Annotated in this window: 4 protein-coding genes (1 of these 4 running past the window's edge); all 4 read left to right on the plus strand. The window is 72.9% G+C overall.

Annotated features, from left to right (window positions below):
• A protein-coding gene (locus tag D7Y15_RS01470) for an SDR family NAD(P)-dependent oxidoreductase (protein WP_121751479.1) crosses the window boundary here: on the plus strand, window positions 1-12,202 show its 3' portion. 2,939 nt of this gene lie to the left of the window's left edge; the window shows 12,202 of its 15,141 coding nt (coding positions 2,940-15,141); its start codon lies beyond the left edge, outside the window; the stop codon is at window positions 12,200-12,202.
• A 97-nt stretch (window positions 12,203-12,299) separates the two neighbouring features.
• Window positions 12,300-14,027 (plus strand): DUF6178 family protein, encoded by a 1,728-nt coding sequence (locus D7Y15_RS01475; RefSeq protein WP_120574527.1) that lies wholly within the window; start codon window positions 12,300-12,302, stop codon window positions 14,025-14,027.
• Window positions 14,024-14,776 (plus strand): thioesterase II family protein, encoded by a 753-nt coding sequence (locus tag D7Y15_RS01480; protein ID WP_121751480.1) that lies wholly within the window; start codon window positions 14,024-14,026, stop codon window positions 14,774-14,776. Before D7Y15_RS01475 ends, D7Y15_RS01480 begins: the two co-directional genes overlap by 4 nt.
• Window positions 14,777-14,782: 6 nt before the next feature.
• Window positions 14,783-16,067, plus strand: a 1,285-nt coding sequence (locus D7Y15_RS01485) for a 3-hydroxyacyl-CoA dehydrogenase NAD-binding domain-containing protein (RefSeq protein ID WP_233604799.1), incomplete at its 3' end; no start/stop codon positions are given.

Consider the following 16,067-nt stretch of genomic DNA (forward strand, 5'->3'; position numbering starts at 1 on the left):
CCAGGTCCGGCCGGGTGCGTCGTTCCGCGCGCTCGGTCCCGACACCTTCGAGGTCCGGCCTGACGACGAGGAGTCCTACTCGGCGCTCCTCACGGCCTGCGGCGCGGGCGCGCGCGATGCGGTGGACCTCCTCCATCTGTGGGCCCTGGACGGTCCTCCCGAGGACTCCACCGGCCTCGAGCGCCAGAAGGACGAGGGCTTCTACTCCCTCGTGCGGATCGCGGGGGCCATGGCGCGCTCGCACCTGCTGGGCCCCACGCGCCTCTTCTTCTTCCACCCCCTGCACGCGGACGCGGCGATTCCGGTCCACGGCGGCGTGGACGGCCTGTTCGCGACGCTCGCCACGGAGAACCCGGCCCTTCGCTGCCGCACCGTCGGCGTGACGGTCCCGGGCACCGGAGCGCTCGCGGGGCTCATCGTGGCGGAGCTGCGCGACGGTGAGGACTCCGCGCCCGTGCTCCACCGCGCCGGGGGCCGGTTCCTCCGGGTCCTCCGAGAGCTGTCCCCCAAGGCCTGGACGCGCCAGGGCCCCACGCCGCGTCAGGGCGGCGTCTACCTCATCACCGGTGGAGCGGGAGCGCTTGGCTTCGTCTTCGCGCACCACCTCGCCTCGAAGTTCCAGGCGCGGCTGGCGCTCCTGGGGCGCTCCGAGCTGGGAACCGCCCAGCGGGAGCGGATCTTGGAGCTGGAGCGGCAGGGGGCTCGCGTCCTCTACCTGCGCTGCGACGTCGCGAACGCGGACGCCGTGCGCGAGGCCGTGGAGCGCGCGAGGACGGAGCTGGGCGACCTGCACGGCGTCATCCACGCCGCTGGCAATCTGCGCACCCTCCAGGCCGGCAGGGGCCGCGCCGCGATGGAGGAGTGCCTGCGGCCCAAGCTGGAGGGCCTGTTCGCGCTCGACCAGGCGACGCGGGACGTGCCGCTGGACTTCTTCGCGCTCTGCTCGTCGGTCTCCTCGGTGCTCGGCAACGCGGGGCAGGGGGACTACGCCTACGCCAACGCCGTGATGGACCACTTCGCCCACCACCGGGAGCGCCTGCGCGAGGCGGGCTTCCGGCGGGGCCGGACCGTGTCCGTGAGCTGGCCCTTGTGGAAGGAGGGCGGCCTCCCCGTGACCGCGGAGCTGGAGCGGCTGGTGGAGAAGACCCTGGGCATGCGCGCCCTGGACACCCCGGCGGGGCTCGCGCTGTTCGAAGCGACGCTGCGGATCTCCGAGCCGCACGTCGTCGTCGCGTACGGAGACCCCGCGCGCACCGCCAGCCTGGCCGACGTGGCCGGGCCGGCCGAAGCACCCGCGGCATTCATGGATGCACCAGTTTCCACCGGGGGGACCTCTCCCGCCCGTATCGAGGAGTCGGTCGTGGACGGTTCGGCGGTCATCGAGGCGCTGCGGCAGCGGATCGTGGACGAGGTCGTCTCGCTGCTGAAGGTGGACCGAGGCGCGGTCAGCGTGGACGACGAGCTCGTGGACTACGGCTTCGACTCCATCATCCTCACCGAGCTGGCCAACCGGATGAACGACCACTACGGGCTCGACATCACGCCCGCGTCGTTCTTCGAGCACGCGACCATCCGCGAGTTCGCCGGGTTCCTGATGAAGAACCACGGCGACGCCATCCGCAAGCACTCGCGCCCCACGGCGCCGCCGGAGAGTGCACCCGCGCCCGTGCCCGCTCCCGTCGCCTCCGTGCCGGAAGTCCGGGCTCCCGCCGCGCGCCCCGGAGACGAAGGCATCGCCGTCATCGGCATGGCGGGCGAGCTGCCGCGCTCCAGCGACCTGCGCGAGCTCTGGCGGCACCTGGAAGCGGGCGACGTGCTGACGGAGGAGATCCCCGCGGACCGCTGGGACACCAGCCGCACGCGCGCGAAGTGGGGCGGCTTCCTGCCGCGCGTGGACGGCTTCGACGCGGCGTTCTTCGGCATCACGCCCCGCGAGGCGGAGCTGATGGACCCGCAGCAGCGGCTCTTCCTGGAGACCGTCTGGAAGACCCTGGAGGACGCCGGCTACAAGCCGTCCAGCCTGTCGGGTTCCCGCACGGGCCTCTTCGTGGGCGTGGCGACCTCCGACTACGGCGGCCTGCTGAAGGAGCGGGGCCTGGAGGGAGAGGCCCTGGCGCCCACGGGCACCGCGCACGCGCTGCTCGCGAACCGCATCTCCTACCAGTTCAACTTCCACGGGCCGAGCGAGCCGTGCAACACGGCCTGCTCCAGCTCGCTCATCGCCATCCACCGGGCCTGCGAGGCCCTGCGCGAAGGCAGCTGCGACGCCGCCATCGCGGGTGGCGTCAACCTGCTGCTCAGCCCGGCGCTCTTCGTGGCCTTCGACTCGGCGGGCATGCTGAGCCCGGACGGCCGCCTGCGCGCGTTCGACGCGGGCGCCAACGGCTACGTCCGGGGCGAGGGCGTCGTGGCCCTGATGCTCAAGCCGTTGAACAAGGCCCTCGCGGACGGGGACCACGTCTACGGCGTCATCCGGGCCTCCGCCACGAACCACGGCGGGCGGGCGCACTCGCTCACCGCGCCCAACCCGAACGCGCAGGCGGAGCTGCTGACGACCGTCTACCGCAAGGCGGGCATCGCCCCGGACCGCGTGTCCCTCATCGAAGCGCACGGCTCCGGCACGCCGCTCGGGGACCCGATTGAAGTCAACGGCATCAAGAAGGCCTTCGACACGCTCTACCGCGAGTGGAACCTGCCGTACGGCGGTCAGGCCCGCTGCGCCATCGGTTCGCTCAAGGGGAACACCGGCCACCTGGAGGCCGCCGCGGGCGCCGCGGGTGTCGCGAAGGTGCTGCTCGCGCTGGCGCACAAGCGGATCCCGCCCAACGCCACGCTTGAACAGGTGAACCCGCAGATCCGCTTGGAGGACACGCCGTTCCAACTGGCGACGCGGCTTCAGCCGTGGGAGTCGCGGGTGGGCGCGGACGGCAGCTCGCTGCGCGTGGCGGGCGTGAGCTCGTTCGGGTTCGGCGGCGCCAACGCGCACGTCGCCATCGAGGAGTACGTCGCGCCTCCGCTGCCCGCGCGGGCCTCGGGCCCCCAGGCCCTGCTGCTGTCGGCGCGCACGGAAGCGGCCCTCACGGAGTACGCCCGGCGGCTGCTGGGCGACGTGCGGTCGGGCGCGTTGGACGGCGTGCGGCTGGAGGACCTCGCCTTCACGACGCAGGAGGGGCGCGAGGCCATGACGGAGCGCCTGGCCGTCATCGCGTCGGACCCGCGCGACCTGGAGCGCAAGCTGGAGGCGTTCGCGCAAGGCGGCACGGCGCAAGAAGGCGTGTTCCGCGGCAAGGCCCAGGCCCGGCCTTCCGGAGCGCGCATCCCGGGCACCGAGCCGCTGGAGGCGCTGTGCCGGGCCTGGGTGGATGGCTCGGAGGTCGACTGGAGCGCGCTGCACGCGGGGCAGCCTCGCCGGCGCGTCTCGTTCGCGACGTATCCCTTCGAGCGGAAGCGGTTCTGGTGTGACGCGGAGCGCTTCGCGCGGCCCGCGGCGACGACGCGAGGGGAAGCGGTGGAAACCGGGTGGAAGGACAAGGCGGTCATGAAGCTGAAGCTGAAGCAGCCCCAGGCAAAGGAGTCCCCGCGGGTCCTGGATGAACAGCGCGCCGCGCCCGTGCCGGAAGCGCGGCCGGCCCCCGCGCCGTCCGTGCCCGCCCCGGTGCCGTCCGCGCCGGCCCCGGCCGTGTCGCAAGCCACGCTCCGCCGTCAGCTCAAGGGGCTGCTCTCGGCCACGCTCCACGTGCCCGAGGAGGAGCTCTCCGAAAGCCGCTCGTTCGCGGAGATGGGGCTGGACTCCATCCTGGCCCTGGAGTTCGTGAAGAACCTCAACGCGCGGATGGGCACGTCGCTGGAGGCGGTGCAGCTCTTCGACTACGGGGACATCCCCCGCCTGGCGAAGGTCCTCCAGGAGCTGGCCCCCCGCACGGCCGCGCCCCCGAGCGCACCGGAACCCGTCGTGGCCCCGGCCCCCGCGCCGCAAGCCGCGCCCGTGCCCCAAGCCGTGCCCGTGGTGGAGGTGCGGGCCAGCGCGAAGTCCCCCGGACTGGACGAGTCCCTCCCCGGTGACGAGCTCCTGGAGCTGTGGCGCGCGCCGGTGGAGCCCGTGCGCACTCCCGCGCCGGTGGCCGCCGCCGCGCCCCCGCCGTCCGTGGAGGTCCAGCGCGAGCCCGTGCGCACCGCCCTGGCGGAGGCCGGGTCCGAGGACATCGCCATCATCGGCATGGCTGCGAAGCTGCCGGGCGCCCCGGACGTGGACGCGTTCTGGCGCAACCTGAAGGACGGCGTGTGCTCCCTGCGCGAGGTCCCCTCCGAGCGGTGGGACGCCACGCGCGCGGGACACCGCTGCCGCTGGGGCGGCTTCCTGGACGACGTCGACGCGTTCGACCCTCTCTTCTTCAACATCTCGCCCAACGAAGCGGCGCTGATGGATCCGCAGCAGCGGCTGTTCCTGGAGACGGCCTGGGCGGCGCTGGAGGACGCGGGCTACGCGGCGGAGCGGCTGGAGGGCCAGCGCTGCGGCGTCTACGTGGGCGTCATGAACAACGACTACCACGAGCTGCTGGGCACGGACCCGGCGGCGGTCCGCCAGGCCCAGGCGATGACCGGCAACGCGAACTCCATCCTCGCCGCGCGCATCGCCTACTTCCTGAACCTCAAGGGCCCGGCGATGCAGCTCGACACCGCGTGCTCCTCGTCCCTGGTCGCGATGCACCTGGCCCGCCAGATCCTGGTCAGCGACGAGGCGGACCTGATGCTCGTGGGCGGCGTGACGCTCTACCTGTCGGAGAGCTCCTACGCGAAGATGGACGGGGCGGGGATGCTGTCGCCCACCGGCCGGTGTCACACGTTCGACCAGGGCGCGGACGGCTTCGTGCCCGGTGAGGGCGTGGGCGCCGTCATCCTCAAGCGGCTGGACAAGGCGCGGCGGGATGGCGACCGAATCCTCGGCGTCATCAAGGGGACGGCGACCAACCAGGACGGCCGCACCAACGGCATCACCGCGCCCAGCGCCCAGTCGCAGACAGCGCTGGAGGTCTCGCTCTACCGCCGCTTCGGCATCGATCCGGAGACCCTCACGTACGTGGAGGCGCACGGCACGGGCACGAAGCTCGGGGACCCCATCGAGGTGAAGGCCCTCACGGACGCGTTCCGCGCCTTCACGCCGCGCACGCGCTTCTGCGGGCTCGGGTCGGTGAAGACGAACATCGGCCACACGTCCGCGGCGGCGGGCGTCGCCAGCCTCATCAAGGTGCTGCTGGCGCTCAAGCACCGCCAGCTGCCGCCGTCGCTCCACTTCGAGCGGGAGAACAGCCTCATCGGCTTCCAGGACACGCCGTTCCACGTCGTCACGCAGCTGTCCGACTGGGTCCCCGCGCCCGGCGCGCCCCGGCGGGCGGCGATCAGCTCCTTCGGCTTCAGCGGCACCAACGCGCACCTCGTGGTGGAGGAGTACGCCGCTCCCGCTCCGGCGCGCGCCCCCGTCCCCGCGCCGTCCGAGGTCGTGGTCCTCTCCGCCCGCGACGAGGCGCGGCTGAAGGTCCAGGCCCGGCGGCTCGCGGACTTCATCGGGGAGCACGCGGAAGGCCTCCCGCTCGACGCGCTGGCGTGGACGCTCCAGACGGGGCGCACGGCCATGGAGGAGCGGTTGGCCTTCGTGGCGTCGTCGCCGCGCGAGGTCCGTGAGCAGCTCCTGCGCTTCGCGGACGGCGCGAACGGCTCGGGCTCCGACCTCCACCACCAGCGGCAGCGCGAAGAGGGCTCGGACGCGGACTGGCTGCTGGAGGGCCGCGAGGGCGAGCAGTACCTGGAGGCGCTCCTGGCGGGCGGCTCGCTCGCGAAGGTGGCGAAGCTGTGGACCCTGGGCGTCCGGGTGGACTGGGCCCGCCTGCGCAAGGGGCCGCGTCCGGAGCCGCTCGCGCTGCCCACCTATCCGTTCGCGAAGGAGCGCTGCTGGTTCCGGAAGACGGAGCGCACCGCGCCCCTCCAGGCGGAGGCGTCCACCTTCCAGATGGGCCTGGAGGAGGGCGGGCTCGTCCTCAAGACCCGGCTTTCGGCTAAGGACGTCCTGGTGACGCATCACCAGGTGCACGGCCAGCCGGTGATGCCGGGCACGGCGTGGCTGGAGCTCATGGCCCAGGCCGGGCGGCTGTTGGGTGAGACGCAGCGGACGCGGATGGCGCAGGTGGCATTCCACCAGCCGCTCGTCGTGACCACGGATCGCGACGTGGAGGTGGCGGTGACGCGGCAGGGCGCGGTCCTCCGGCTCGTCCTGCGCAGCCAGGATGCCAGCGGCGCGCGCACCGTCCACGCCTCCGGAGAGCTTCACCCGGATGACGCTGGGAACGCACCGGGCCCCGTCGCGCTGGGCGCGGTGCGGGAGCGGTGCCGGACCTCCATCGACGCGGACGCGCTCTACGCGCGGGCGCAGGCCCTGGGGCTCGGCTACGGGCCGCGCTTCCGTGGCCTCAAGGCCTGCCAGGCAGGGGAGGGCGAGGCGCTCGCGGCCTTCGAGTCCACCCCGGAGACGGCGGGCGAGCTGTCCCGCCGCCCGCTCCACCCCGTGCTGCTGGACACCGTGCTGCAGGCCGTCTCGCTGCTGGGGCTGGGGAACGCGGCATCCGGAGCCGGCACGGCGCGGGTCCCGTTCGCGATCGGCGCGGTGCGCATCCCCGGCGCGCTGCCCGCGAAGGGCTTCGCGTACGTCCGCCAGCAGGACGCGGCGGCGGCGTCCTTCCAGGTGCTGCTGCTGGATGACGCGGGCGTCGTCCGGGCGGCCTTCGACGACGTGGTGCTGCGGCCGATGTCCGACCGCACCGGGGGCATGCTGTTCGCGCCGCGCTGGCGGGAGCAGCCGATGGAGGCCCCGCACACGGCGTCTTCCGGAGCAGCTCGCGGGGGCATCCTCTACCGTCCGGATCAGCCGGAGGAGGCCGCGCTGGCGGCGGAGCTCGTGGCGGAGGCCGGGCGGCGCGGCACGGAGCTCCAGCGGATCGCGCTGCATGACGGGCAGGTGCCCGCGGACCTGGGCGAAGGCGCGCCCGGTGTCCTGTACGTGCTGTCCGCCGGAGGCGGCGAAGTGCTCTCCGGAGCCCCCGCGGAGGCTCGCGTCCTGGACGTGAAGGCGCGCCAGGAACAGCACCTGCGCTCCCTGTTCCGGTGCGTGAAGCGGCTCTTGGCGCGAGGCTTCGCGGAGCGCTCGCTGGAGCTGAAGGTCGTGACGCGCGATGCGCACCGCGTGCTGGGGGACGAGCAGCCGCGCCCCATGGCCGCGGCGGTCAGCGGCTTCGTGCGGTCGCTCTCCCGGGAGATGGTCCGCTGGAGCGTGACCCAGGTGGACGTGGGCGGCGGTGAGCCCGCGAGCCCCACCCTGGCCCGCGCCATCCTCGACGAGCAGGCCCGCGCCCATGAGACGGAGGTCGCGCTGCGCGAGGGCCGCCGCTACGAGCTGGGGCTGGATCGGCTGGTGCTGCCGGCCGCTCCCGGCGCGGAGCCCTTCAAGGCGCGCGGGGTGTACTTCATCGTGGGAGGCCTGGGCGGCATCGGCTACGAGCTGGGGCTGCACCTGGCGCGCACGGTGAAGGCCCGGCTGGTGCTCGTGGGCAGGAGCGCCGTGGACGCGCGCAAGCAGGAGCAGCTGCGTGAGCTCGAAGCGCTCGGGGCGGAGGTGCTCTATGTCCCGGCGGACGTGAGCGACCTGTCCCAGCTGCGGGACGCGCACGCCCGGGCCCGCGCGCGCTTCGGCGCCGTGGACGGAGTCATCCACTCCGCCATCGTCCTCAAGGACGCGACGCTCGCGACCCTGGAGGAGCCGGTCCTCGACGAGGTGCTGGCCCCCAAGGTGCTGGGCACGCAGGGCCTGTTCGAGGTCTTCCGGGGCACCCCGCTGGACTTCATGCTGTTCTTCTCGTCCGCGGAGTCCTTCAGCTGTGACGCCGGCCAGAGCAACTACGCCGCGGCCTCGCGCTTCGAGGACGCCCAGGCGGCACTGGAGCGCGGCGGTGCGGGCTTCCCGGTGGTCGTCATCAACTGGGGCTACTGGGGCAGCGTGGGCATCGTGGCCAGCGAGCGCTACCGCCGCGAGCTCGCCCGGCGCGGCGTGGACTCCATCGAGCCCGCGGAGGGTTGGGAGATTGTCCGCCGGGTCCTCGCGCGGCGCGAACACCTGGGCCAGGTGGTGGTGCTCAAGGGAGACGTGAAGCTGCTGGGCACCGTCCGGGTCCACGCCACCGGCCGCCAGGAGCTGTTCGCGGCGGAGCGCGGGCCGGTGGCGCTGGAGCCCGTGCCCTCCGTCCCCGCGGACCTGGAGTCGCTGCGGCACCTGGAGGCTGGCTTCGAGCGGCTGGACGGGCTGGGCCAGGCGCTCCTGCTGGAGACCTTCCAGCGGATGGGCGTGTTCCTGCGCGCCGGAGAGCGCACCTCCTCGGAGGAGCTGGGCGCCCGGCTGGGCGTCGTGGACACGCACCGCAAGCTGTTCCACGCGCTGCTGGGCATCCTGGTGCGCGGCGGCTTCCTCATGGCGGAGGGCCGGTTGCTCCTCACCACGCCGCGCGTGGAGTCCGCGGGCCGGGCGGACGCCGCGCGGCTCGTCCAGGAGTTCCCCGTGCTGGAGCCGCACGTCCGGCTGCTGCGCACCTGCGCCCAGGCCTACCCGGAGGTCCTCACGGGCCGGGTGGACGCCCCGGAGGTGATGTTCCCGGGCGGCTCGACGTCGCTCGTGGAGGGCGTGTACCGGGGCTCGGCGCTGTCGGACTACTTCAACCACCTCTGCGCGGAGGCCATCCGCGCGCAGGTGGAGCGGCGGCTCGCGCAGGACCCCACGGCCACGGTGACCGTGCTGGAGGTGGGCGCGGGCACGGGCGGCACGAGTGAGTTCGTGCTGAAGCGGCTGGACGGGCTGGGCGGCCGGGTGAAGTACCTCTACACGGACATCTCCCAGGCGTTCGTCCGGCACGGCGCCGAGCGGTACGGCGCGCGCCACCCGTTCGCCGACTTCCGCACCTTCGACGTGGAGACGCCGGTGGACCGGCAGGACCTGGGGCCGGGCAGCGTGGACATCGCCTTTGGCGCCAACGTCCTGCACGCCACCCGCGACATCCGCCGCACCGTCGCCAACCTCAAGCGCCTGCTGCGGCCGGGGGGCCTGCTCGTGGTGAGCGACGCCACGGCGGTGCAGGGCTATGTCACCATGACCTTCGGCCTGATGAAGGGCTGGTGGCGCTTCGACGATGCCCGCGTCCGCATGGAGGGCTCGCCCCTGCTCGACGCGGGCCAGTGGCTGCGGGTGCTGAAGGCCGGCGGCTTCCAGCCGGCGCTGGCGCTGGGCTCGCCCATCGCCGCGCCCCAGGTGTCGCGCCAGTGCCTGGTGATGGCGGTGAGTGACGGGCTCACGTGGACGGAGGCGGAGGCCCGCGAGTCCCAGGCCGCGCCCCTCGCACCGCGAGCATCCGCGCCGTCCACGCCCCGGTCCGCCGCCGGAGCAGGGGAGCTCCGGGGCCGCGTGCTCGACTACGTCCGGGGCGTCTTCTCCGAACTGCTGGGGCTTTCGAAGGAGCGGCTGCCGGATGACGTCCCGTTGGACCGCTTCGGCGTCGACTCGCTGGTGAACCTCAAGATCGTCGCCCGCTTCGAGGCGGACCTGGGCCAGCAGCCCTCCACGCTGCTCTTCGAGCACCTGACGCTGGTGAAGCTCACGGACCACTTCCTCGCCACGTCCCGCGACGCGCTCGAACGGCTGCTCGGGGGCGCGCCGACGCCGCCGGAGCCGCGGGCTCCGTCCACCCCCGTGACGCCGGAGCCCAGCGCTCCCGTTCACCCAGAGGCCGCGGACGGTGACATCGCCATCATCGGATGCGCGGGCCGCTACCCGCAGGCGGAGGACCTGGAGTCCTTCTGGAAGTACCTGCGCGAGGGCCGCCACGCCATCACGCCCGTTCCTTCCGAGCGCTGGCGTCCGGAGGCGCAGGGCGCGGAGGTCTACAGCCGTCACGGCGGCTTCCTCTCCGGCGTGGACCAGTTCGACGCGGCCTTCTTCAACATGGTGCCGGAGGACGCGGACGTGCTGGACCCGCAGGCCCGGCTCTTCATGGAGACGGCCTGGCAGGTGCTGGAGGACGCGGCCCAGGGCCCCGCCGCGCTGGACGCCGTCGACCGGCGCGTGGGCGTCTTCGTGGGCGCCATGAACCAGGACTACGACCTGTTCAGCGGCGAGGTGCACGCCCGGGGCGGCTTCACCCGGGCGAACGCCGCGCACTGGACCCTGTCCAACCGCGTCTCGTTCCACCTGGACCTGCACGGCCCCAGCCTCACGGTGGACACCGCGTGCTCGTCGTCGCTGACCGCGCTGCACCTGGCGGTGGAGAGCCTGAAGCGGGGCGAGTGCCGCCTGGCCATCGCGGGCGGCGTCAACCTCATCCTCCACCCGCTGCACTACCAGCGGCTGTGCAGCGTGAACATGCTGGCCCGGGATGACCGCAACAAGGCGTTCGGCGCGGGCGCGGACGGCTTCGTGGACGGGGAGGGCGTGGGCGCGGTGCTGCTCAAGCCCCTGCGCGAGGCGCTGCGCGACGGCGACCCCATCCACGCCGTCATCAAGGCCACGGCCATCAACACCGGCGGCAGGACGAGCGGCTTCACCGTGCCCAACCTGAACGCGCAGGCGGAGGTGGTGGCCACCGCGCTCCAGCGCTCCGGCGTCCCGGCGGACAGCATCTCCTACGTGGAGGCGCACGGCACCGGCACCGCGCTCGGCGACCCCATCGAGGTCGCCGCGCTCACCAAGGCCTTCCGGACCCGGACGCCCGCGGTGGGCTTCTGTGCCCTGGGGTCGGTGAAGTCGAACATCGGCCACCTGGAGTCCGCGGCGGGCATCGCCGGCCTCACCAAGGTCGTCCTCCAGCTCAAGGAGCGCATGCTGGTGCCCACGCTGCACGCGGACACGGCCAACCCGAAGATCGCCTTCGAAGGCTCGCCCTTCCACGTCCAGCAGCGGCTCGCCCCCTGGGAGCTGCCCGCCAGCGCCGGAGCACACGCGAAGCGGCGCGCGGGGCTCAGCTCGTTCGGGGCGGGCGGCGCCAACGCGCACGTCATCCTGGAGGAGCACGCTGCCTCACCGCAGGCCACGCACCGCCAGGCCCTGGCCGCCCCCGGTGTCTTCGTCCTCTCCGCGAAGCGCCCGGAGTCCCTGCGGGCCAGCGCGGAGCGGATGCGGACCTTCCTGCGCCAGCACCGCGACCGGCTGTCGCTCGAGGACGTGCTCTACACCCTGCAGGTGGGCCGCAAGGCGTGGAGCGCCCGGCTGGCGCTCGTCGTCACGTCGCTCGACGACGTGGTGGAGAAGCTGGACGCGTTCCTGTCCGGCCGCGCGCCGGTGGACGGGCTGTGGGAGGGCACCGCGACCGGGGAGGGCCGCGATACCGGCCACGCCCACGACCCGCGCGAGCTCGCCCGCCAGTGGGTCGGCGGCGCGACGGTCAACTGGGCCTCGCTGCACCGCGGCGGCCCGCGGCGCATCCACCTGCCCACGTACGCCTTCGACCGGAAGCGCTGCTGGTTCACGCAGGCCGCGCCGGAGCCCGTCCTTCAGCCCGCCGCCAAGGCAGCCGTCGAGCCTGTCGCCGAGCCTGTCCGGGCCGCACCCGAGCCGGATGAACCGGGGGCGCGCATCCTCCATGTCGCCGCGGAGGTGATGAAGCGGCAGGCGTCTGACTTCGACCCGCGCCAGTCCCTCCAGGACCAGGGGGTGGACCACTTCGACATGATGACCATCATCCTGCGCCTCAAGTCGGCCTTCGGCGCCGCCTTCGAACCGATGACGGTGGTGTCCGGCGGCAGCATCGCGGAGATCGCGGACGCCATCCGGGCGCGGACGCAGCCCCAGGCGGACGCCCCTCCCGCGCCTCCGCCCGCCCCGGAGTCGGACGTCCAGACGCGCGTGGCGCCCAAGGTGCGCGCGGCCGCCGCCCGCATCCTCAAGGTGTCCGAGTCGGAGATCGACATGCACGCGGACATCAGCGAGTACGGCCTGGACTCCATCAACGTCATGTTCATGGTGGCCAAGCTGCGCGAGGACTTCGGGGTCATGCTGGAACCGGGAGACGTGGTCGCGCACCGCACGCTCTCCGAGCTCGCCCACTACGTGGCCGGCCTCCAGCTCCCCGTCCCGCCGGCCTCCGCCCGGAATGGCATCCAGGAACGAGAGTCCACTTGAATTCAGTGGATTCCAGAAAAGACTGTCAGTGCTCGGGGCGTTCTAGTATTCGTCTGGCGAAGCGCCGTGGGGCAGGCGCATTGCTTGGGGAGAAGTCATGACGAAGGCATTGTCGACCTCTTCGAACAGCCGTCCGCAGCAACTCCTGACACGCATCCTGGAGGAGCCGGAGCTGGTCAGCATCGTGCAGGGGTTGGAAGCCCCCGTGCTTTCCAAGCTCATCGACCACATCGGCCTGGAGGACTCCGGGGAGATCGTCGCCCTGGCGACGACCGAACAGCTCAAGAAGATCTTCGACGAGGACCTCTGGCGCAGCGCGAAGCCTGGCAAGGACCAGACGTTCGACGCGGAGCGCTTCAGCCTCTGGCTCCAGGTGATGATGGAGGCCGGGGTGGAGTTCGCCGCGCAAAAGCTGGCGGAGCTGGACGAGGACCTGGTCACCCTGGCCGTCTGCAAGCACGTGCTGGTCATCAACATCGACGCGATGGCCGAGCGGATGTCTGGCAACAGCCGCTCGGACGACGATGACCTGACGGACAAGGCCCTGGAGAGCTGTCTGTATGAGGAGTTCGCCGAATACCAGATCATCGCCAAGGATCATCTGAGCTGGGATTCGCTCATCGCGGTCCTGGTGGAGCTGGACAAGAACCACCATGACTTCCTGATGCGGATGCTGGATCGCTGCTGCTACATCTCCACGGAGTACATCGACGACAACGGCGGTCTGTTCAACGTCCTCAACAGCGAGGAGATGCTGGAGTCGGACGTGGCGGCGGACCGCGAGGACCGGCGCGAGGCGGAGGGCTACGTGGCGCCCTCGTCGGCGGCCAGCTTCCTCAACCTGGCGCGCGTCACGCCCACGGAGGAACTCGTGGCCTCCCGCGCCCCGGACCCCATCACCCAGTCCTACTTCAAGTCGCTGGATCGCGCGGCGAAGGAGGCGGCGAAGAAGGGACCCACGCAGGCCCTGCCGCAGGGCGCGCCGTCGCAGAAGGTGGTGAAGTTCCTCCAGGAGCTGCGCGAGGCGGAGGTGCTGGAGGCGCCGGCCCAGCACCCGCTGCTCGCCGCCGGGGAGCCACAGGCCGCGCACGCGGAGCCGTTGTTCAAGCGGGCCGTCCTCGCGGTCCGCGACCGCGAGCCGAAGGCGTACATGGACCGGCTGCGGGAGCTGAGCTACCTGGCCAACGTCCTCATCTCCGGGTGCGCCTATGCGGGCCGCGCGTTCCGTCCGCTGGAGGCCGCGGACGCGGCGGTGGCGGTCTGCAACCTGGGCATGGAGCGGCTGTTGCGGGAGGCCGCGGGCAACCGGCCCGGGGACCCCACCGTCGACGACGCCGCGGACCTGCTGGAGCGCCAGGAGCTGGTGAAGCTCTTCCAGGTGGGCTGGAGCCTCCTGCACCGCGACGTGCAGATGTTCACGGCGCGCACGCTCCAGGAGACGCTGACCCGGCTGGCCGAGGGCCAGCGCGACGCGCAGAAGTCCAAGGAGCTGACGCGGATGGCCGCCACGCTGAAGGCGGACGTCAACGCGGGCAAGCCCTGTCAGTCCCGCGGCCGGTTGGACGGGCTGGGCCACGTGCTGGACCGCCAGGTCATCCTCGCGGTGAAGGCGCTGCTCAGTGATTATCCCTTCCTGCCGCGCGCCATCTCGGGCGGCTCCAAGGAGACGGACAAGCGCGACACGCGGTTCATCTTCACGCAGCAGCAGATCCACGCGGTGCAGGCGTTCGTCCAGGGCATCGGTGCGCCCGCGAAGAAGGCGTCCACCTCCGCGCCTCCGGCCTCGCCCGGGGACCGCTCCACGGGCAAGGACGGGCGGGGGTGATTGATTCACGCTGGCTCGTCCGTCCCGTGCCTCGGCCCGGGGCACGGGTGAGGCTCTTCTTCCTGCCCTTCGCGGGGGGAGGAGCCTCGGTGTTCCGGACCTGGCATCGGGACCTGCCCGAGTCGGTGGAGGGGTGCGCGCTCGAGTTGCCGGGGCGTGGCGCGCGCATCCGCGAGCTGCCGAGCCTGCGGTTGGAGCCGCTCGTCCAGGGACTGGCGGACACGCTGGAGCCGCTGCTCGACCGGCCCTTCGCGCTGTTCGGTCACAGCATGGGCGGGCTCATCTCCTTCGAACTCGTGCGCGAGCTGCGCCGCCGGCACGCGCCCCTGCCGTGCCACCTGTTCATCTCCGCGTTCGCCGCGCCCCAGCACTCGCGGTGGTCGCCCCAGGTGCACCTGATGTCCAACGAGGAGTTCCTCCAGTTCCTCGTGCGCCTGGAGGGAACGCCCCCGGAGGTGCTCGCGAGCCCCGGGCTGATGGACATGCTGATGCCCATCATCCGCGCGGACTGGGCGGTCATCGAGTCGTACACCTACCGGCGCGAGGCGCCGCTCCCGGTGCCCCTCACCGTCCTGGGCGGCGAGGACGACAAGGCGGTGGCGCGCGTGGCCCTGGAGGAGTGGGCCGAGCAGACCCGGGAGTCCTTCACGCTGGAGATGTTCCCCGGAGGCCACTTCTTCCCGCGGACGAGCGCCGAGCCGCTGCTCCAGCTCTTCCGGAGGGTGCTCCGGCCCTGGACGGGGAGCTGAGGGCCCATGGCCTCCCGCATCCAACGCGTCGCCGTGCTGGGCACGGGGGCCCCGGCTCTGGGGCTCGCCGCGCACCTGGCCAACGTGGGCGTCCCCGTGCTCCTGCTCGACGTGGAGCGCCCCGGCGCCGCGGCAGAGGGCCTGGCGCGGGCCCTGGACGCCACGCCGTCCCCGTTCTTCCACCGCTCCCTGGCGAGGCTCGTGACGCCAGGTGCGCTCCCGGGTGACGCGGAGGCGCTGCGCGGCTGCGGGCTCGTGGTGGACGCCACGCAGGGGACGCGGGCCGGGACGTCGGAGCTGCTCGCGCGGCTGGAGCCCCTGCTCGCACCGCAGGCGCTGGTGGCCGTGGACACGTCCCGGCTGCCGCTGCGCGAGCTGGTGGCGGGGCGCGCTCCTGACTTCCTCCGCCGCTTCCTGGGGATGCACTTCCTGCCGCCCGTGAGGAGGGCGCGCCTGGTAGAGCTGGTGCCGGGCCCCGGGACGGAGGCGGTCCGGGTGGAACAGGCGAGGGCCTTCGCGCGGGACGTGCTGGGCCTGAGCGTCGTGGTGGCCCGGGAGTCGCCGCACCTCGTCGCCGAGCGCGCCGCGGCCCACGCGTTCGTCACCTGTCTCCAGCGGATGGAGGCGCACGGGCTGGCGCTGGGGGACGTGGAGGGGCTGACGGCCTTGTTGTTCTCGCGCGAGCGGGGCTGCTTCCAGGCCCTGGAGGACTGGGGGGCCAGCGCCTTCGTGGACGTCGTGGAGCGCTGCCACGCGGAGCTGCCAGAGGAGCGCGCTGGCTTCCAGCTTCCACCCGGATGGCGCGCGGGACCTCCCTCGCCGGCGGCACGCCGGGAGTCGGACCCAACGCTGACGCGGACGTTGCGGCCGTTGCTGGCGGAGGACGACGCGAGCGCGCGGCTGCGCAAGCTCATCGCGGACGAGGGCCGGGCCGGCCGCTTCGCCTGGGAGGTGGTGTCGCGAATCCTGTCCCACGCGGCCCGCTGCGTGGGCGCGGTGGCGCGCTCACCCCGGGACGTGGACGTGGCGCTGACGCGGGGCTTCCAGTGGGAGCTCGGCCCGTTCGCGATGTGGGCCGCGCTCGGGGTGACGCAGACCGCGGACCGGATGCGGCGGGACGGCCTGCCGGTGCCAGCAGGCGTCGAGCGGAGGCTGCTGGAGGACCCGTTGCTGGAGAGCGGGGCAGGGGACCCCCGGGCCGCGCCGCGAGCGCCAGTCCCGCGGGGCGGGCGGGTCCCGGTCCTCTCCAGTCCAGGCGCGGAGGCGTGGGACCTGGGGGACGGGGTGCTGG

Source organism: Corallococcus sp. AB030, assembly GCF_003668965.1.
Taxonomy (GTDB): domain Bacteria; phylum Myxococcota; class Myxococcia; order Myxococcales; family Myxococcaceae; genus Corallococcus; species Corallococcus exiguus.